Source organism: Microbacterium sp. MYb66, from assembly GCF_002979435.1.
In the GTDB taxonomy this organism is placed as follows: domain Bacteria; phylum Actinomycetota; class Actinomycetes; order Actinomycetales; family Microbacteriaceae; genus Microbacterium.
Map to the genome: position 1 here is coordinate 190,066 of NZ_PCOV01000005.1, position 19,704 is coordinate 209,769.

Below are 19,704 nucleotides of genomic sequence, written 5' to 3' on the forward strand. Positions count from 1 at the left end.
GGCGGCACCTCCTCCTCGATCCTTCGGCGTGCGACGAACGGGTGCGCTGGTCGCCGCGGCGGCCGTCGTCGGAGCATTGCTGACCGCGACCCCGGCCGCCGCTGCGGAGCCGTTCACCGAGCTGGTCGACTTCGAGGCGTACGAGCGCGTCGCACTGAACGGGCAGGACGGGTGGGCGGCGTCGGCCGCCCCGCGTGTGATCGCCGACCCGCTGAACGGCAACAACCAGGTCGTGGAATCCGTCGGAGGAGGGCAGCAGTCGTACCGTGCCATCCCCGCCATCGCGGAGGGCGACACCGGCACGCTCTTCTTCCGGTTCCTGCGCACGGGCAACGTCGACACCTCCTTCGGGCTCACCGATGTCGATGCGCCGAACGACTACGCGAACAGCCGCGCCTACGTGAACAACCAGAATGACGACGTGCTGCGTGTCCGTGACGGCGGCGCGTTCAAGCCGGCGGGCGTGTGGTCGCGCGACGCCTGGCAGTGCGTGTGGATCGTCGCCGACAACGCGGCCGACAAGGTCACCGTGTACAGCCAGGGCGGTGCGTACGAGACGCAGACCCGTCTCCCGGAGGGGACCGAGCAGCAGTTCGGCTTCCGCCAGGCGGTGAACGGCGCACTCGACCGGTTCTTCTGGAAGAACGGCGCCTCCAGTGCGGGACGTCTGCTGCTCGATGACGTCGCGGTCGACAACACGGGCGAGAACCTCGCGATCGCCACCGGGAACCCCGGCGACTGCGCTCCGGGCGGCACGGCGAGCGAGCCGCTGCTGAACCCGCTCCCCGACCCCGCACTCGCCGACCTCGGCATCGAGGTGACCGAGCTCGCGCAGCTGCCGAAGTCGCAGACGACACCGGCCACGCAGGACCAGCGTCTCGTACGCCACAACCGGATCACGCACCTCGACGAGGTGCCGGACGACTCAGGTCGGCTCATGGTGCCCGACAACAACGACATCCTCTATCTGGTCGACAAGGAGTCGGGCGAGTACGTCCCGTACCTCAATGTCCGGAACGAGTTCGTCGACAACTTCCACAACAGCGCGGGACTCGGAACGGGTCTCGGCTCCGCGGAGTTCCACCCCGACTTCGCCGAGAACGGGCTGTTCTACACCGTGCACACCGAGGGCGGCACGGCGCTGACCGAAGACACCCCGGACTTCCCGGCCTTCGGCACCACCGCGTTCCACAGCGTGATCACGGAGTGGAAGGCCGACGATCCTTCGGCGGCGACCTTCGCGGGCACGCACCGCGAGGTCATGCGCATCCCGTTCGCCGGGCGGGTGCACACCGTGCAGCAGATCGCGTTCAATCCGACGGTGTCGGAGGGCGACGCCGACTACGGCAACCTGTACGTCCTCGTCGGCGACGGCGGCAACGGCGTCGGCAACGGCAACCCGCAGGATCTGGCCACGCCGCAGGGCAAGATCCTGCGCGTCGATCCGACGGGCGACGACAGCGAGAACGGCGAGTACGGTGTGCCGGCGGACAACCCGTTCGTCGACGAAGCGGATGCGCTGCCGGAGATCTACGCCGTCGGCATGCGCGACCCGCACCGCATCAGCTGGGACACCGAGGGCGACCACACCATGTACCTCGCGCACATCGGCGAGTGGCAGGTCGAGTCGGTCTACGCCGTCGAGCCGGGGGACAACTTCGGCTGGTCGGTGCGTGAGGGGTCGTTCCTCGCCGAGAATCGACAGATCTTCCCGCTGCCGGCCGACGACGCCGAGAACGGCTTCACCTACCCGGTGGCCGCCTACGACCACAACCGCGACCCCGGCCAGACCGGCGACGCGGGAGTGGCCGTGAACGGCGGATTCGTCTACCGCGGCGAGATCCCCGAGCTGCAGGGACGCTACCTGTTCACCGATCTGGTGCGCGGGTGGGTGCTGTCCACGGATGCCGAGGAGATGGTGCGCAACGACGGCGACATCGACGACCTCGCCACGATCGAGGAGTTGCGGGTCTTCGCCGACGGTGTGGAGACCACGTTCCAGGAGCTGGTCGGCGACAAGCGCGTCGACCTGCGGTTCGGCTCCGACGCCGACGGCGAGCTCTACCTCGTCTCCAAGGCGAACGGCAAGATCTGGAAGGTGACGGGGGCGCGCTCGGTCGAGGAACCGACCAACCCGTTCGTCCTCCCCGCACTCGCGCCGAACCTGGTCACGCACCACGACTTCGACCACCCGGATGCGGCGAAGCCGACGATCGAGCTCGACCAGGGACGCTCCGGCACCGACATCTCCCTGATCAACGGCGGGGTCGAGATGCGGGTCGCCGATCGTGCCTACCCCGGTGCGGGGGAAGCGCTCCAGACGCAGCAGATGAGTCCGCGGACCGCGTCGAACGACGACTGGAAGGCGGGCATCTACGATGCGGACGGCGTCGAGTCGCTGGACAGGTTCGCCGGTACGGACAAGGCCTCCGTCATGGGCTGGTTCAAGCCGACCGGTGATCACCCCGCCCTGAACTCGGGGACCGCGAACCCGGACGACGTGTACAACGCGATCGGTCTCGCGGGCGTGCTCACCGGCACGTCCGACGGCCATGCGGTGCGGGCACTGCTCGAGGTCATCACGGTCGACGGCGAGCTCAAGCTCGTGGCGCTCGGGCGTCGCGTCGACGGGGCAGGCTCCTGGACCTTCGCGGCCGACCTGCCGTGGAACGAGATCCTCAAGAAGGGGCAGTGGGTGCACCTCGCCGCGACCTTCGACTTCGCGGCGGGCGAGATGAAGCTGTTCATGAACGGCGAGGAGCTCGCGGGGAAGTACACCGCAGCCAACCCGTGGGGTGACGGATCCACGTCCGACACCGCACCGGCAGGGATCAAGATCGGCGGCAGCTTCCCGCAGAACACGAAGGAGGCCAATCCGTTCAACGGGCGGATGGACGACATCATGCTGCTCGACACGGTGCCGACCGCCGAGCAGGTGGCCGCGCAGTACGCGCTGTACGCCGTGCCCCCGGTCGAGCCGCCGACGCCGCCGACGTGCACTCCGGACGGCGAGGTCATCACGGACGTGATGGGGGAGGGCGACTGGGCGCCGCGGACACCGGCCAAGTGGGACTTCCCCGGCGACGACGTCGTGCTCACCGAGGCGGGGACGAACCCGAACGACGGCATCCGCCGACCGTTCGAGTACGCCGTGCTCACCGAGGGGCCGGAGCTCGGATCATTCGACCTCACCGGCCAGGTGCGGCTCGACGAGAAGGCTTCCGTGAACAACCGCGACGTGATCATCGTCTTCGGATGGAAGTCGGACACGGAGTACTACTACGCCCACCTCTCGCAGGACAATTCGATCTACCCGCACAACGGCATCTTCAAGGTGAACAAGGCCGACCGCGAGCGGATCGACGACCAGTGGGACGGCGCGGTGGGTGCTCCGCCGGCGGTCACCGACGAGGAGTGGCACGACGTGCGCGTGGTCCGCTGCGTCGACAGCGGCGACATCGCCGTCTACGTCGACGGGCTCGACACCCCGCTGATGACCGCGAACGACAAGACGTTCCCCGAGGGTCGGGTGGGCTTCGGCTCCTTCGACAACTTCGGGCGTCTCCGCGACCTCTCGGTCACGGCGGCGGCGACGGACACCACGGCTCCCGTGGCGACCGTCAAGAGCGGCGCGGAGTTCACGGTCGGCCGTGACGGCATCTACAGCAAGGTGTCGTTCGCACTCCAGGACGAGGGGACCATCGATCGTCTGACCCTCAACGGCGTCGAGAAGGACCTGACGAACGCTGCGTGGTCTGACTTGAACGGGGTGGTGCCCGGTGCCTTCGGCGCGGTGGAAGGAGCGAACACGCTGGTCGTGTACGACGTGGCCGGCAACGCCACCACGGTCACCTTCACCCTCGACGTCACGGCCCCCACCGTGACGGTCAAGGAGGGCGACCAGTTCACGGTGGGTGCGAACGGCGCCTACAGTCTGGTGTCATACAAGCTCAACGACGCCGGCAAGGTCGATCGGCTGACGGTCAACGGAGTTGCGAAGGACCTGACGGACAACGTCTGGTCCGACCTCAACTTCCTGAAGCCGGGAGCCTTCGGCGCTGTCTCCGGGGCGAACACGCTGGTCGTGTACGACGTGGCGGGCAACGCCACGACCGTGCCGTTCACCGTGACCGGCGCCGGCGGATAGTCGCACACGAAGACAGGGCGGCCCCCGGGACGAGTTTCGTCCCGGGGGCCGCCCTGTGCGTCTGCGTCAGACGACGGCCGAGCTCGCGCGCGCGAAGAGCGTGGGCGTCATCGTGATCGTGCGGTGCGTGTGGCCCACGGGATCCGCGATCTCCTCATAGAGCACCTGGGCGGCGGTGCGCCCCATCTCGTGTCCCGGCTGGCCCACGCTGGTGATCGGGATCGAGCTGTCCTGCGCGAAGTGGTTGTTGTCGTAGCCGACCACGGCGATGTCCGAGGGGACGTGCATGCCGGCGAGCTGCATGGTCTGGATCGCGCCCGCGGCCAGGGCGTCGGCGGCGGCGAAGAGCCCGTCGGGGCGCTCGCCGACGGGTCGGGAGCTGAGCATCTCGCCGAGCGCGTAGCCACCGCGCACGGTGATGCTGTGGGTCTCGATCGTCTCCAGCTGGGCATCGGCGACCTCGGCGACGGCCCGCTGCGCTCCGATGCGACGCTGTGCGATCGCGGAGAGCGAGAACGGACCACCGGCGAATGCCAGGCGGCGCAGCCCCTGATCGAGCAGATGCCTGGTGGCGAGGTAGCCGCCGAGCTCCTCGTCGACGACCACGCCGCAGGCGTCGTCGTCTCCCGGCCAGTTCACGTGCACGACCGGCATGCCGCGGTGGCGGGCGGCGCGAGCGGCATCGAGAGGGGCGTCGAGCGGGGCGAGGAGGATGCCCGCCACCTTCGCCTCCTCGAACACGCTGATGTAGGAGTCCTGCTTCGCGAGGTTCACGTCGCTGTTGGCGAGGAGGAGGCGGATGTTGTGCGCATCGAGCTCCTCCTCGACGCCGCGAGCCATGTCGACGAAGAACGAGTTGCCGACGTCGACGACCACGAATCCCACGGTGTCGGCTCGCCCGGTGACGAGGGAGCGGGCGGCGTTGTTGCGCACGAACCCGAGTTCGTCGATGGCGTTCAGCACCCGCTCGCGCGTCTCCTGCGCGACGATCTGCGGATTGTTCAGCACGTTCGACACCGTGCCGAGGGCGACGCCCGCGTGCCGGGCGACGTCAGCCATCACCGGGCGGGGCCGACTCGCGTCGGGGGAGGTGGTCATGTGGTGGTCGTCCGTTCGTCGCGAAATGACATTTGCTTCTTGGAGCGCTTCAAGCGTACTATCTGAAGCGCTTCAAGTGTGTGATCAATGCGGCTCGCCCGTTTCAAGGAGGAATCATGAAGCTGACCACAGCACGGCTCTGGAGACGCGGTGCGATCACCGCCATCGCCGGAGCATCGGCCCTCGCGCTCACCGCCTGCGGTGGCGGCGGGGGATCGACGGCGGGCACGGACTCGCTGTCGCTGTTCGTGAACGTCGAGAACACCGAGGTCCCCGCCATCCTCGACACGCTCGCCGGTAAGGCGTGCTCCGCCGAGGCCGACACCCTGCCGCTCGATGTCGAGACGGTCCCGCAGTCCAACCTCGACCAGCAGCTGCAGCTCAAGGCCGGTCAGGGCGATCTGCCGGTGCTCTTCAGTGCCGGAAACGCCCCCGCACTGACCAAGACCCTCGCGGATTCGGGCAACGTCGCCGACTTCGAGGAGATCCTCACCGACCTCGACGTGATCGACAACATCGAGCCGGCGGCGATCTCGACCATCGAGAACCTCTACGGCGGGTTCCGCGTGCTGCCCTTCGAGTACAACGTCGAGGGCATCTGGTACAACAAGGCGATCTTCGCCGAGCAGCGCATCGACGAGCCGCAGACCTTCGACGAGCTGGTCGCCGCCGCCGCGAAGCTCGAGGCTGCCGGCATCCAGCCGTTCTCCGCGAGCGGCGAGCAGGGCTGGCCGATCACCCGTCTGATCTCCGGCTACCTCTTCCGCGACCTCGGCCCGGACGCGCTGCAGAAGGTCGCCGACGGCGAGGCGAAGCTCACCGATCCCGAGTATGTGGCCGCCGCACAGGCGATCGCCGACCTCGGTGCCGAGGGCTACTTCGGCAAGGGCGTCGGCTCCATCGACATGGCCACCAGCGAGAACCAGTTCCTGAACGGCTCGGCCGCGATGTTCTACATGGGCTCCTGGTTCCTGAGCCAGGCGAACGACCCCGAGGTCAACCGGATCGGCGCCGAGAACGTGGGCTTCATGCCGTTCCCCGGCGTCGAGGGAGGTGCGGGCGACCGTTCGCAGCTCGCCGCCAACGTGGGCCTGCCCATCACGATGAACGCCAAGGCCGTGAACGACGACACCGAGGCCTGGCTGTCCTGCATCACCGAGAACTACGGCTCCGTGGCGCTCGAGCAGGAGAACCGCGTGTCCGGCTTCGCGCTGAACACCGAGGTCACCGATGTGCCGCCGCTCACGCAGCTGATCCAGGAGCAGGTCGCCGACACCGAGACCACGGTCCTCTGGTTCGAGGCGCTGTTCTCTGCGGAGGCCACGACCACGAGCCAGCGCAACGCTGCGCCGCTGATCACCGGCAGTGTCTCCGCGGAGGAGTTCATGTCGATGATCCAGGCGGACCTCGACTAGCGAGAAAACGAGAGGGGGCGGCGTCCCCGCGCGCCGCCCCCTCATCCTTCAGGAGAACGAATGCAGAACGTGTTGGGCGATCGCAAGGCGATCGCCATCCTTCTCGGCCCCGCCCTGCTCATCTACTCGGTGGTGATGCTGATCCCCGTCGTCTGGTCGCTGGGCTACACGCTGTTCGAGGGCAACGCCATCGTCGGCTTCGAGTTCGTCGGCCTCGACAACGTCGTCCGGTTGATCGGCGACTCCGAGGTGCACGCCGCGCTGCTGTTCACCCTGAAGTACGCCGCTGTCGTGACCATCGGGCAGGTCCTGCTCGGGTACCTGCTCTCGCTCCTCTACGTCTTCGCGCTCAAGCGCGCGTCCGGGCTCGTCCGGACCCTGGTGTTCTTCCCCGTCGTGATGCCGACGGTCGCCGTCGCGCTGCTCTTCCAGCAGCTGTTCTCGATCGCGCCGACCGAGGGCGTCGTCAACTCGATGCTGTCGGGTCTCGGCGGGGTTCCCGTGGACTGGTTCGGTGATGGCGCGAGCGCGTTCATCGTCATCGCGATCATGGACATCTGGCGCTCCATGGGCTTCTACGGTGTGCTGCTCTACGCCGGGCTGATCGACATCCCCGAGGATGTGCTGGAGTCGGCCCGCCTCGACGGCGCCAGCGGATGGAAGCTCGTCCGCCACGTCGTGCTCCCGCTTTCGGCCCCGGTGCTGATCTCGTCGCTGATCTTCTCGATCAACGGAACCCTGAAGGTCTTCGACAGTGTGCTCGCTCTGACCAACGGCGGCCCGGGCACCTCGACCAGCCCGCTCACGATCTCGATGTTCGACAACGCGTTCACCTACGGCAACTACGGCTACGGCTCGACCATCGCGATGCTGCTCACCATCATCTGCCTCGTCGTGACCGTGTTCATCTTCCGTGCCAATGCCCGCACGGCGAAGAAGGGAGGCGTGGCATGAGCACGTCGACGCCCGTATCCCGCCGCGCCACCCGGATGCTCCGCCGCGCACCCATCTGGCTGCTCGTCGCCGTGCTCCTGGTCATCGTCGGCTACCCGCTGATCTGGCTGCTGCTGGGCTCGTTCAAGAGCCAGCGGGAGTTCCTGGAGGCGCCCACCTGGGCGCTTCCGGAGCAATGGAACTTCGACAACTACATCGTCGCCTGGGACACGGCCGGTCTCGGCCAGTCCCTCTTCAACAGCGCGATCACGGTGCTGCCCTCGCTCTTCCTGATGCTGCTCCTCGGCACCGCAGCGGCATTCGCGCTCGAGGTGCTCGTGTGGAAGGGGCGCAACGGCGTGCTGATCATCTTCCTCGCCGGCATCATGGTGCCGACGCAGATGATCCTGCTCCCGCTGTTCAGCACCTACTTCCAGCTCGGACTCACCGGCTCGCTCTGGCCGCTGATCATCACCTACACGGCCACGGGTCTGCCGCTGACCGTCTTCCTGATGGCGACGTACTTCCGTGCGATCCCGCGGGAGGTGTTCGAGGCGGCGACGCTCGACGGCGCCAGCATCTACCGGCAGTTCTTCTCCATCGCGCTGCCGATGATGAAGAACGGACTGTTCACGGTCGGACTCGTGCAGTTCTTCTTCTTCTGGAACGACCTGCTCATCGCGCTGACCTTCGCCAACTCCGGCAACCTGCGCACCCTGCAGGTCGGGCTGCTCAACTTCAACGGCCAGTTCGGAACGACCCAGTACGGTCCGCTGTTCGCCGCCATCAGCATCAACGTGTTCGCCCTCCTGATCATCTACCTGGTGCTCAACCAGCGCATCCAGAAGGGCCTCACGGCCGGAGCGGTCAAGGGATGAGCGCGCCCACCTCTGAAAGGACGTTCGTGAAGGTCTCCGCTCCCCGGTTCGAGCACATCGACGACACCCTCGGGATGGGGACTCGCACGCCGCGGCTCTCCTGGAAGACCGAGGCCCCGGAGGGCTGGACCCAGCACGGGTGGCAGCTCGAGTGCGAGCGCGCGGACGGCGCCGTCATCGCCTCCGGCACGAACGCCGACCAGGTGCTCGTCGACTGGCCGTTCGAACCGCTCTCCTCCCGCGAGCAGGTGCGCGTGCGCGTGCGCGTGCGCGGTGAGGATCAGCGCTGGTCGTCCTGGAGCGCGCAGACGACCGCCGAGGCGGGGCTGCTGGATGCCGCGGACTGGGTCGCCGCACCCGTCGGCGCGTCGTGGCCCGAGACGCCAGACACCGATCGTCGACCGGCGCTCGTGCGGCGGACCTTCCGTCTCGACCGCCCGGTCTCGAGCGCCCGCCTGTACGTCACGGCACACGGGCTCTACGAGGTGGAGATCAACGGCGCGCGCATCGGCGACCACGAGTTCTCGCCGGGATGGACGAAGTACGACGAGCGCCTCGTGTACTGGACCTTCGATGTCACCGACCAGCTCGGCGAGGGCGAGAACACCGTCGGCGCGTGGCTGGGCGACGGCTGGTATCGCGGACGGCTCGGCTTCAACGGCGGCTACCGCGACCTCTACGGCACCGACCAGGCCCTCATCGCCCAGCTCGAGGTCACGCACGACGACGGGACCAAGACGGTCATCGCGACGGATGAGAGCTGGTCGACCGCTCCGAGCCCGATCCTGGTGTCCGGACTCTACGACGGCGAGAAGCATGATGCTCGTGAGGAGCAGCCCGGGTGGTCGCGCCCCGGAGCCGGTGAGGACGGGTGGAGCCCCGTGCGCGTCGGTCATCGCGACCCGGCGACGCTGGTCGCCCCGACGCTCCCGCCGGTGCGCTGCACCGAGGAGATCGCCCCCGTCACCGTCACCCGGGTCGACGAGACGACCCACCTCCTCGACTTCGGCCAGAACCTCGTCGGGCGACTGCGCGTGCGGGTGCAGGGGCCGGCGGGGCACGTGATCGCCCTGCGCCATGCCGAGGTGCTGGAACACGGCGAGCTCGGCATCCGACCGCTGCGCCTGGCCGACGCCCACGATCTGATCACGCTCGACGGCGGCGAGCCGCGGTTCTGGGAGCCCAAGTTCACCTTCCACGGCTTCCGCTACGCGACGGTCACCGGCCTCGGCGAGATCGGGGAGGGAGACGTGGTCGCGCGCGTCATCCACAGCGACATGCGCCGCACCGGATGGCTGGAGACGTCGAACCCCGACCTGAACCGCCTGCACGAGAACGTCCGCTGGGGCATGCGCGGCAACTTCCTCAGCATCCCCACCGACTGCCCGCAGCGTGACGAGCGTCTCGGGTGGACCGGCGACGTGCAGGTCTTCGCGCCCACGGCATCCTTCCTCTACGACTCGGCCGGTTTCCTCGAGAACTGGCTCACCGACGTGGCTCTCGAACAGCTCCCCGACGGCACCATCCCGTGGTTCGTCCCGGTCATCCCCGGCGGCCCCACCTGGAATCCGATCCGGACCGGAGCCGTGTGGGGAGACGTCTCGGTGCTGACGCCCTGGACGCTCCACGAGCGGTTCGGGGACCGGGAGGTGCTGCGCCGCCAGTACGACAGCGGCCGCAGGTGGGTCGAGCGCATGATCACGCAGTCCGGATCCGCGCGTCTCTGGCGTGACGGTCATCAGCTGGGTGACTGGCTCGACCCGGCGGCACCGCCGCACGACCCGGCCGATGCGCGCACCGACCGGTATCTGGTCGCCTCCGCGTACTTCGCGTTCTCGACGCGACGGCTGGCAGACACCGCGAGGCTCCTCGGCCTCGCAGCCGACGCCGACCGGTACGCGCGGATCGCCGAGGAGGCGCGCGATGCCTTCCGTGCGGAATACGTGCGAGCGGACGGCACGCTCACCTCCGACGCGCAGACCGCATATGCGCTCGCCATTCGGTTCGGACTCCTGAGCGCAACCGAGGAGGCGACCGCGGGCCGGCGTCTCGCCGCGCTCGTCCGCGAGGCGGGGAACCGCATCGCCACGGGCTTCGCGGGGACCCCGGTCATCAGCGACGCGCTCTCGCAGACCGGACACGTCGACACGGCGTACGACCTGATCCTCGAGACCGAGTGCCCCTCGTGGCTCTACACGGTGCGCATGGGCGGGACGACGATCTGGGAGCGCTGGGACTCCATGCTCCCCGACGGATCGATCAACCCCGGCGAGATGACCAGCTTCAACCACTTCGCTCTGGGGAGCGTGGCCGACTGGATGCACCGGGTCATCGGCGGACTCTCGCCGGCGGCGCCCGGGTACCAGAGGATCGAGTGGGCGCCCGAGCCCGGCGGCGGACTGGACCACGCACGCGTCGCGTTCGAGTCGCCGTACGGTCTGATCGAAGGATCCTGGCGGCGGTCGGCCGAGGGGGTCCACTACGACCTCTCCGTGCCGACCGGCGTCGAGGGCACGATCCGCATCGCCGGTCTCGACGAGCAGCGCATCGAGTCCGGAGGGCGGTTCGAGGTGTTCGTCTCGTCGTCGGAGGCCGTCGCCGCATGATCCGCTGATCACGGCCGGTGCGATCACCAGGCCCGCTTCAGCATGCCCGGATACCCTCGGAGCATGCGCCGAATCCTCGTCCTCCCGCTCGTGCTCGCCGTCGGCCTCGTCCTGGCGGGCTGCTCGCAGGTGACGCAGATGGCGGGCGATGCTCTCGGCGTCGACGTGCAGGCCGCCTGCACCACGATCGACGACGCCTACGGGCAGTACCAGACGCTGCTCGACCAGGGTGAGCTCTCGGCCGAGCAGGCGGATGCCGCGCGTGACGACCTGGTCGCCTCGCTCAACGGGCTGGCGGAGAACACCGAAGGTCAGCTCGGCGACCTCATCCGCTCGGGTGCGGAGAAGATCGGCGGGATGACCGACCTGCAGGCGCCCGAGACCGTCGAGGCGATCGAGCAGCTCAAGGACTCCGCCTCCGCGTTCTGCGGCTGATCCGCGAGGCCGCTCGCCATTCACGGCGGTGTCAAGGGGCGTGCCGCTGCGCCTGCACCGCCGTACCCTCGGAGCGACACGGACGCCCTCCCGCACGCGCGGAGCCTGCGGTGTCCGCCGACGGAGAGGAACGCACATGAGCGGCGGCAACGACGACATCCGCACCGACCGGAACGACATCAGCACCGAACCCGGGCCCGGGACCGAGGGGAACGACAACCTCGGTGCCGAAGACGGCAAGGGGAATCCGCCCACAGTGGTGCCGAGCGACGGAGGCGACACCGACGAGGGAGACATCCTCGCGGAAGACCCGGAAGACGGCTAGCCGCGTTCCTGGCCGACGCCTCAGCTGAGGCGCTCGGTCAGGTGGACGGTGACCTCGTCGCCGTCCGTCCGTCCGATCCTCTTGCGGATCGCAGCGGCGACGGGCAGCTTGTGCGTGCCATCGCCGAGGGCCATGAACGCCCCGCGGAACGGCTCGCCGTCGACGGTCCCGGCGACTTTGACGAGTCCGCGAGTCCCGAAGATCGTCGCGGAGTCGGGGAGTTGCACGCAGGTCCAGGTGTCGCCGTCGCGGACCTTTCCGAGGACGGCGGTGAAGGTGATGTCGAGTGGGGTGCTCATGGCTTTCTCCTGTCTTGCGGGTCAGACGAAGAGACCGACGATGGCCCCGATGGCGGTGAGTTTGATCACCCAGAGGATCAGTGGCAGGACCGACAGTACGAGCCAATCCCAAGCATCTTTGCTCCACCAATATTCTACGTGGGCCGTAGCTGGTCGCTAACATGATAGTGACCTACCCCCCTGGGCGGCAGCGGCGGCTTGGGCGGCCTACCTCGGCAGCGTGAGTCAGGAGAAGCGCGACAAGTACGGTGATTTCGCGTGTTGACGGGGATGGATTCCGAGGTTGTGAGGAGTTCAACGTGACCGAAGCGCGTACCAAGCGTCCATCAGGCGCAGTCATCACTGGTTGGGTGGCAGTTCTCTTCTGCGGAGCTCTCGCGTTTCTCAACGCGACGATCGCAGCCGAAGTTGGCTTTCGGGTCTTCTTCCTCGCTCTTGGGACGATCCTCGTTGTCAGCGGAATCTGTCTCATCGCACGCTGGTATCGCGTGAATTCCAAGATCAGCAAGGCCCCGAACTGATTCAAGACGGACGAGCACGCAGAAGGAGGGGGCGCCCGGATTGTCGTCTCCGCGTTCTTGCCCGCGGGCGGCAAATTCCTCAAGGACCGCTACAGGGAGACGGCGGGCAAGCCGAAGTCCCGCCTCGCGGCGACGTCCACGGTTCCTCAAGCTCTCACAGGGCTCCCGGGGCCGGATCCCCCGTGTGGGTGAGTGTGGGAGGGGGTCTGCTCCGCCGGTCGGCTCGGCCGCTGCAGCTCCTCGGCTACTGCTTCGGCGACGATCGCGCTGGCGCGGGCGTCGAGATGGATGCCGTCGGGGTGGCTCCTCGTGCACGACCGGGTGATCTCGAAGACGTCGATGAGTCCGACCCCGAGGGTCTCGGCGACGCGCCGCACGATCGGTGCGACCTCTTCTTCGATGATCCACCAGTGCACGCCGAGGCGGTTCTCGTATGCGATCGGCGGGGTGAGCAGGTGGACGGTCGCGCCCCGTGCACGGAAGCGATCCACGAACGCCTCGAGTTCGGACTCGAAGCGTGAGGCGTCCCAGTTGCCGTCGCGGGCGTCGTTCGAGCCGAGCATGATGAGGACGATGTCGGCCTCCGCCGCGATCGATGCCGCCGCGAAAGGTGTCGCGTCGTACGGCAGGTCGCCTTCGCGTTGCAGGGTGCGCCGGTTCACGCCGTAGTTGAGCACCTGATACTGCCCGCCGAGGAGCTGCTCGAGCCTGGCGGGGTATGACCGGCGGGTGCGGCCGCGGAAGAGCATCCCCGCGCCGTAGGTGTTGCTGTCGCCGACGGCAGCGATCCTGATCCGCTCGTCGTCCGGTCGGGGAAGCGGTGGGTACATGACGCGCCGATAGATGCCGCCGATGACGGCTGCGAAGGCGGCGAGCGACGCGGCGATGGCGAAGAGGGGCGTCTGGCTCCTGCGGCTTCGGATCATCCGTCCATCCTCTCTCAATCGCCGTCTGGATCGACCGCGGGGTGGAGACTGTCACCGACGCCCTCGCACAGGACAGGAGAACGATGTCGCCCGTCTTCCCCCGTTCCGTCTCCGTGGTCATCCCGGTGCGGAACGACGCCGTCCTTCTGGAGCAGTGCCTGGGCGCCCTCGATCGGCAGACGCGCAGGCCCGACGAGGTCGTCGTCGTCGACAACGGCAGCACGGATGACACGGTGGCGGTCGCCGAGCGGTTCGGCGCACGCGTCGTGACGGAACCCGTGCAGGGGATTCCCCGAGCGTCAGCGGCGGGGTACGACGCGGCGACCGGCGACATCATCGCGCGGTTGGACGCCGACTCGCGCCCGCGACTCGACTGGATCGAGCGGATCGAGCGGACGTTCCGCAGCCACGACGGCCTCGACTTCCTCACCGGCGATCCGAGCTTCTACGGCTCGACTCCGCTCGTGCACTGGATGGGGGAGCACCTCTACATCGGCGGCATGTACACGGTGCTCACCCCGCTGCTCGGGCATGCTCCGCTGTTCGGCTCGAACATGGCGATGCGCGCCGAGACGTGGCGGATGCTGAGCGGCGAGGTGCACCGCGAGGAGCAGAACATCCACGACGACTTCGACCTGTCGTTCCACGTGCGCCCCGACATGACCGTGCTGCGGGACCGGAGTCTCGTCGTCGAGGTGTCGGCGCGCCCGTTCCGGGACTGGGCGTCTCTCCGGCGTCGGCTGAGTTACGTGCTTCCCACGGTCAGGCTGCATCTGCCGCACGAGCCGCTGCACGTGCGGCGACGGGCGCGACGCGAGGCCGAAACCGAGGCCCTCCGCGGCTGAGTCACCCGACGGCGTGCGCGTAGAGCTCGAGCAGGTCCGCGGTGAGCTGATGCGGAGTGGTCTCGCTCGGGCTGTGGCCGGTGGGGTAGGCGCGGAAATCGGCTTCGATGTCGCGGGCGTACCGTTCGTGGGCGGCCAGCGGCCACAGGTCGTGCGAGCCGGCGACGACCAGCTTGGGGATCGACAGCGCTCGCACGCGGCCGCGCACATCCGGGGCGGTCATCATGAGTCCGACGATCTCATCGACGCTGCGCCTGCTCGTGAGCGCGAAACGCGAACGGACGAACTCGAGCCGTCGGGGCGGGACTCGGTTCTTGTTGGTCACGATCCCCCAGATCATGAGTCCGGCACCGCGACGAGGGCTCGCGATCGGAGCGATCGGGCCCAGCCACTTCATGGTCGCGAAGACGTTGCCGACGCCGGGGGGAGTGGTCAGAAGCGCCAGGGAGAGCACGAGGTCGGGGCGACGGACGGCGACCAGCTGCGCGATCGTGCCGGCGAAGGAGTAGCCCAGCAGGTGCGGGGGAGCCCCGGCTTCGAGGAAGGCGACCAGGTCGCCGATGAACAGCTCGTATGTGTAGGTCGTGTGCGCGCCCGCGGCATGCGACTCGTACTGCCCGGCGAGGTCGAACGACTGCACGAAGAATCCGGCGTCCGCCAGGAGCGGCAGCATGAGGGCGAAGTCCTCCTTCGAACCCGTCGCGCCGGGAACCAGGACCACGCGCGGATGAGCGGGGTCGCCCAGTGACACCACGGCCAGCTCCCCGCTCGGCGCGGAGAATCGCGAAGCCCTCGATCCGGGCGGCGGCACCGTCCAGTCGACGTCGCCGATCGCCGCGTCGAGCTCCGCCGGGGCGATGTGCGCCCGCTCACTCCGCGAATCCGTCGACACGCTGACACGGTACCGCTCCGGCTGCGCTCGCAGAAGGAAGGCGGCCCGTTGCTGTCGGATCTCGCGGCGCTGCCGACAGTGAGCAGAGAGTCCCTCGGGGCCGCCGGGCGACTCGACGTCCGGTCATGCGCACAAGGAAGGCGGCCCATGAAGCCGAAGAAGTTTGTCCCTGTCCTCACGATCACCGCGGTCGCGGCGGTCGCTCTCGCCGGATGCTCCGGGGAATCGGCGGGCCCGCAGCAGGGCGTGTTCGAGTTCGAGTCGGCATACGGCGATTCGACCACCGGTGAGCTGGTGATCCGCGTCCCGGAGGCTCTCATCGAGGCCGCGGGCAGCGATGCCGACGGACTGCTCGTGCGCGAGGTGCGGGCCACGCCCCGCGAGCTCGACGGCGCGCAGTACTGTGCCGTCGACCTCGCCATGTCCTACGCGGGCGATGCGCCCGACGTGCTCACGGAGCCGTCGATGACCCGATCCGAGTGGGAGGCGCAGACGGAAGACGAGTTCGAGCGTCGGCTGACCGGCGACTTCGGCGTGAGCACCGAGGAGGAGGCGCTCGCGAACGGCGCGGATCCCGCGCACATCGAAGAGCTGAAGGAGGTCGCCGGCATCGGCGCGCCCTTCACGCCCACGCCGGCCTGGGCTCCGCTGATGGCTGCCGTGCCGGTCGCCGATCTCGATGACGCCGATGCCGCACCCGGGCTCTACCACTCCGACGACTACGCGACCCTGACGCTGGTGCAGGACTGCGCGGCATCTGCGTCGGATTACGACAACAGCACCGAGTTCTGGCTCCCCGCGATCGGCGATGACGGGAGCATCACCCGGTTCGCCGGCATGAATCTCGCCGTGATGACGTCGGGCACGATGATCGTGAACGAGGCGGAGATCGCAGGCTACGTCCGCGACTCGGAGGGCAACTGGATCGCGAGCTGACGGCATCCCGGACAGAGCGCGTCGGGGGTCCCTCTCATCGTCCTGGTGAGCGGAGCCCCCGATCCTGTTCCAGCATCGTGCGGGCCAGCCTGCGTGCCACGGCGAACGGCGCGGCGAACGTCTCCATGCCGACGGTGACGATGGCGCCCTCGTAGAGCAGCATCAGGGCCTTCGACATGAGGTCGGGGTCCGGGACATCCGCTTCGCGGCACAGCTCGGCGAAGAGGTCGAGCAGCCAGGCCTTCTGCCGCGCCACCTCGGGGAAGACCGGGTGGCCGTCGTGGCCGTCGCCGATCTCCGCGCGGGCGTTGATCGCGCTGCACCCCTTGGGGCTGTTCTCGTCCGACCAGGCGATGGCCGCGTCGAACACGGCGAGCACGCGCGCGATGCCCGGCTCCGGCACGCGGGAGAGGTGTTCTGCCACGTGTTCCCGCCAACGTGCATCGCGGTGCTGCAGGTACGAGACGACCAGTGCCTCCTTCGACCCGAAGCGGTCGTACAGGGTCTTCTTGGTGACGCCCGCGGCTTCCGCGATCGTGTCGACACCCACCGCATGGATGCCGCGCTCGTAGAAGAGCAGCGACGCGGCATCGAGCACGCGGGCGGCGCCCGGGGTGAGTGAGGGGAGATCGGGGACGGTGACGGCCATGACAGCGAGTATACCAACCTGTATAGTCGGAGGAATGGGTATACAGATCGGTATAGTTCGTGTCGGCGTGACGATCGCGGCATCCGTGGCCTTCGTCCTCACCTGGAGCTCCGGGTTCCTCGTGCCGGCGTTGGTGCCGATCGACGTCTCGCCCCTCGCTCTGCTGGTGTGGCGGTTCGTGCCGCTCGCGGTGATCCTGCTCGCCGTCGTCGGATCCACCGGTGCGGGGCGGGGTGTCACCCGCGCCGACGTGGGGCGCCAGGCGGTCATCGGTCTCTTCGCCCAGTTCGGATACTGCACCGCGGTGTACGCAGCCATCTCCTCGGGTGTCGCCACCGGTACCACGGCACTGATCGATGCCGTGCAGCCGCTCATCGTCGCCGTCCTCGTCGGCCCGTTGCTCGGACTGCGCGTGCGCGGGGCGCAGTGGGCCGGGCTCCTGATCGGCGCGGCGGGAGTGCTCCTGGTGGTGCGCTCGCAGCTCGACGACTCGACCGCGCACCCCGCCGCCTATGTCTGGCCGGCCCTGGCGATGGCCAGCCTGATCGTCGGCACGTTCCTCCAGCGCCGTGCGGAACCGCGGACGGGCACGCTCGTCACGCTCACCATCCACGTGACCGTGACCGCCCTGGCGCTCGTGCCGGTCGCCGCGGTCTTCGGAGCGCTCGTGCCGCCGGCATCCGTCTCGTTCTGGGTCGCTGTCGGGTTCGCCGCCGCGTTCCCCACACTCGCGGCCTACGGGCTGTACTGGTGGCTGCTGCGCCGGGTGGGGATCACTGCCCTGAACGCCCTGCTCTTCCTGATCGCTCCGACGACCGCACTGGCCGGAGCGCTCCTGCTGGGCGAGCCGCTCACGGCGCTCACTGTCCTCGGTTTCGCGCTGTGTGCCGGCGGTGTGGCGGCGGTGCTGGTGAGCGAGACGCGCGCCTCGCGGTCAGCCCTGGGGTCGGCTCGAGCCGGATCCGTATCCTCGAGTCACGCCTCGGAGCCTCTGGCTGCCTGCTCGACGCCGCGATAGTTGCGCTTTCGCAACTATCGGAGTATGGTTGACCTCGATCAACTTTCTACGCAGGAGCGTCAAACCAAGTGACAAACACCCCATCCTCAGCACCCGAAGCCACGCGCTCGGCCCGCGAGGTCTTCACCGCGATCTCCGGACTCGTCGTCGGCATGTTCGTCGCCGTGCTCTCGGGCACCGTCGTGTCGACCTCGATGCCGGTCATCATCGCCGACCTCGGCGGCACCCAATCCCAGTACACCTGGGTCATCACCGCGAGCCTTCTGGCCACCGCCGTCTCGACCCCCATCTGGGGCAAGCTCGCCGACCTGGTCGACCGCAAGGTCCTGGTCCAGGTCTCCCTCATCCTCTTCACGGTCGGCACCGTGATCGCCGGCTTCTCGACCGACACGAACATGCTCATCGCGGTCCGCGTCATCCAGGGCATCGGCGTCGGCGGCCTGATGTCGCTCGTCATGATCGCGGTGGCCCTCATCATCTCGCCGCGTGAACGCGGCAAGTACATGGGCGTCGTCGGCGGCATCATGGCCCTCGGCACGATCGGCGGCCCGTTGCTCGGCGGACTCCTCACCGATGTATGGGGCTGGCGCTCCAACTTCTTCGTCGGCGTGCCGTTCGCGATCCTCGCCCTCGTGCTGCTGCAGTTCACGCTGCACCTGCCGAAGCCCCAGCGAGACACCAAGGTGTCGATCGACTACTTCGGCATCGTGCTGCTCGCGGTCGGCGTCTCGACCCTCCTCATCTGGGTCTCGATGGGCGGCAACCAGTTCGACTGGGACTCCTCGACGAGCATCATGCTCGCCGTGACCGCCGGCGTCGCGATCGCCGCGTTCATCACCGTCGAGTTCTTCGTCAAGGAACCGATCGTGCCGATGTCGCTGTTCCGCAACCGCACCTTCACCCTGTCGGTCATCGCCTCGATCGCCATCGGCGTCTCGATGTTCGCGACCTCGGTGTTCCTCGCGCAGTACTTCCAGCTGGCTCGTGGCGCGACGCCCACCGAATCCGGCCTGATGACCATCCCGATGATCATCGGTCAGATGGGCGCATCGATCATCATCGGCCAGCTCGTGAGCCGCTTCGGCAAGTGGAAGGGCTGGATGCTGACGGGCTCGGTCCTCGCGACCGTCGGCGTCAGCCTCATGGCCACCCTGCGCTACGACACCCCGTTCCCGCTCGTCGCGGTCTACATGTTCGTCCTCGGTGCCGGTCTCGGCATGGTCATGCAGAACCTCACGCTCATCGTGCAGAACGACACCGCTCCGCAGCAGCTGGGCGCCGCGTCGTCGAACGTGAACTTCTTCCGCACGATCGCGGGCACCATCGGCGTCACGGTCATGGGTGCGATGCTGTCGACCAGTGTCGCGTCGTACATCACCGACTCGCTCGACGGCTTCACGCCGACGACGCCCGCCGAGGTCGAGGCGCTCAAGCACCTCGCCTCGGGTGACGTGCCGAAGGTCGGACAGCTGCCCGACACGATCCGCACGATCGTCGAGGGCGCCTACGGGCATGGCATCGCCGACTCGTTCATCATCGCCATCCCGCTGGCTGTGATCGCCATCATCGCCATCGCGTTCATCAAGAACAAGCCGCTGTCGACGAAGAATGCCGCAGAGCAGCTGCGCGAACAGGCCGAGGAGTCGATGATCGAGGTCTCCGAGGCCGAGGTCGGCGCGTCGCTCTCCACCGGTGCCATCCGCATCGGGGGTGCGGAGTCCGCTCCGACGACGGGTTCGGTGCGCGTGCTCGAGCGCGAGGATCGGGACCAGGAGCGCTGA

Annotated in this window: 17 protein-coding genes; 12 read left to right on the forward strand and 5 right to left on the reverse strand. The window is 68.2% G+C overall.

From position 1 onward, the window contains the following. The first annotated feature begins 28 nt into the window (after nucleotides 1-28). Nucleotides 29-4,147, forward strand: coding sequence for a PQQ-dependent sugar dehydrogenase (locus tag CQ045_RS12330; RefSeq protein ID WP_258131056.1), 4,119 nt, complete (start codon nucleotides 29-31; stop codon nucleotides 4,145-4,147). Nucleotides 4,148-4,213: 66 nt separating this feature from the next. On the opposite strand, the gene CQ045_RS12335 is transcribed toward CQ045_RS12330, so the two are convergent. Then, nucleotides 4,214-5,245: a LacI family DNA-binding transcriptional regulator gene (locus tag CQ045_RS12335; protein ID WP_105724086.1), complete on the reverse strand. Its 1,032-nt coding sequence runs from the start codon at nucleotides 5,243-5,245 to the stop codon at nucleotides 4,214-4,216. A gap of 116 nt (nucleotides 5,246-5,361) precedes the next feature. Here CQ045_RS12335 and CQ045_RS12340 point away from each other — a divergent pair, with 116 nt between their 5' ends. From CQ045_RS12340 to CQ045_RS12365, 6 genes are all read left to right on the forward strand, one after another. Then, nucleotides 5,362-6,660 carry an ABC transporter substrate-binding protein gene (locus CQ045_RS12340; RefSeq protein ID WP_105724088.1) on the forward strand — a complete coding sequence of 433 codons (1,299 nt, stop codon included), beginning with the start codon at nucleotides 5,362-5,364 and terminating at the stop codon, nucleotides 6,658-6,660. Between the two features lie 60 nt (nucleotides 6,661-6,720). After that, nucleotides 6,721-7,614 (forward strand): carbohydrate ABC transporter permease, encoded by an 894-nt coding sequence (locus CQ045_RS12345; RefSeq protein WP_105724091.1) that lies wholly within the window; start codon nucleotides 6,721-6,723, stop codon nucleotides 7,612-7,614. Then, nucleotides 7,611-8,471, forward strand: a complete 861-nt coding sequence (locus tag CQ045_RS12350; RefSeq protein WP_105724093.1) for a carbohydrate ABC transporter permease — start codon at nucleotides 7,611-7,613, stop codon at nucleotides 8,469-8,471. The genes CQ045_RS12345 and CQ045_RS12350 overlap by 4 nt, the downstream gene beginning before the upstream one ends. 26 nt (nucleotides 8,472-8,497) lie before the next feature. After that, nucleotides 8,498-11,077, forward strand: a complete 2,580-nt coding sequence (locus CQ045_RS12355) for an alpha-L-rhamnosidase (protein ID WP_105724095.1) — start codon at nucleotides 8,498-8,500, stop codon at nucleotides 11,075-11,077. Between the two features lie 63 nt (nucleotides 11,078-11,140). Then, nucleotides 11,141-11,512 carry a hypothetical protein gene (locus CQ045_RS12360; protein ID WP_105724097.1) on the forward strand — a complete coding sequence of 124 codons (372 nt, stop codon included), beginning with the start codon at nucleotides 11,141-11,143 and terminating at the stop codon, nucleotides 11,510-11,512. 136 nt (nucleotides 11,513-11,648) lie between these two features. Continuing rightward, nucleotides 11,649-11,837, forward strand: coding sequence for a hypothetical protein (locus CQ045_RS12365; protein ID WP_105724099.1), 189 nt, complete (start codon nucleotides 11,649-11,651; stop codon nucleotides 11,835-11,837). Between the two features lie 20 nt (nucleotides 11,838-11,857). Here the strand turns inward: CQ045_RS12365 and CQ045_RS12370 are convergent, their stop codons facing one another. Beyond that, on the reverse strand, nucleotides 11,858-12,136 hold the full coding sequence (locus CQ045_RS12370; RefSeq protein ID WP_105724101.1) for a DUF1905 domain-containing protein: 279 nt from the start codon (nucleotides 12,134-12,136) through the stop codon (nucleotides 11,858-11,860). Between the two features lie 299 nt (nucleotides 12,137-12,435). Here CQ045_RS12370 and CQ045_RS18660 point away from each other — a divergent pair, with 299 nt between their 5' ends. Next, the gene (locus CQ045_RS18660) at nucleotides 12,436-12,657 is read left to right on the forward strand and encodes a hypothetical protein (protein ID WP_146115239.1); all 222 of its coding nucleotides are present in this window, start codon (nucleotides 12,436-12,438) and stop codon (nucleotides 12,655-12,657) included. A 146-nt stretch (nucleotides 12,658-12,803) separates the two neighbouring features. On the opposite strand, the gene CQ045_RS12375 is transcribed toward CQ045_RS18660, so the two are convergent. After that, complete coding sequence (locus CQ045_RS12375; RefSeq protein WP_105724103.1) at nucleotides 12,804-13,583, reverse strand: GDSL-type esterase/lipase family protein; 780 nt, start codon at nucleotides 13,581-13,583, stop codon at nucleotides 12,804-12,806. An 83-nt stretch (nucleotides 13,584-13,666) separates the two neighbouring features. Between CQ045_RS12375 and CQ045_RS12380 the strand changes: the two genes are divergently transcribed. Further along, nucleotides 13,667-14,428 (forward strand): glycosyltransferase family A protein, encoded by a 762-nt coding sequence (locus tag CQ045_RS12380; RefSeq protein ID WP_105724105.1) that lies wholly within the window; start codon nucleotides 13,667-13,669, stop codon nucleotides 14,426-14,428. Between the two features lies 1 nt (nucleotide 14,429). Here the strand turns inward: CQ045_RS12380 and CQ045_RS12385 are convergent, their stop codons facing one another. After that, entirely contained in the window at nucleotides 14,430-15,320 is an 891-nt protein-coding gene (locus CQ045_RS12385; RefSeq protein WP_105724107.1) for an alpha/beta fold hydrolase, read from the reverse strand. 147 nt (nucleotides 15,321-15,467) lie between these two features. On the opposite strand from CQ045_RS12385, the gene CQ045_RS12390 reads away from it, so the two are divergent. Beyond that, on the forward strand, nucleotides 15,468-16,256 hold the full coding sequence (locus CQ045_RS12390) for a hypothetical protein (RefSeq protein WP_105724109.1): 789 nt from the start codon (nucleotides 15,468-15,470) through the stop codon (nucleotides 16,254-16,256). Nucleotides 16,257-16,290: 34 nt separating this feature from the next. Here CQ045_RS12390 and CQ045_RS12395 read toward each other — a convergent pair whose 3' ends face one another. Next, entirely contained in the window at nucleotides 16,291-16,905 is a 615-nt protein-coding gene (locus tag CQ045_RS12395; protein ID WP_105724111.1) for a TetR/AcrR family transcriptional regulator, read from the reverse strand. Nucleotides 16,906-16,939: 34 nt separating this feature from the next. On the opposite strand from CQ045_RS12395, the gene CQ045_RS12400 reads away from it, so the two are divergent. Next, complete coding sequence (locus CQ045_RS12400; protein WP_258131057.1) at nucleotides 16,940-17,923, forward strand: DMT family transporter; 984 nt, start codon at nucleotides 16,940-16,942, stop codon at nucleotides 17,921-17,923. 68 nt (nucleotides 17,924-17,991) lie between these two features. Further along, the gene (locus tag CQ045_RS12405) at nucleotides 17,992-19,704 is read left to right on the forward strand and encodes an MDR family MFS transporter (RefSeq protein ID WP_105724115.1); all 1,713 of its coding nucleotides are present in this window, start codon (nucleotides 17,992-17,994) and stop codon (nucleotides 19,702-19,704) included.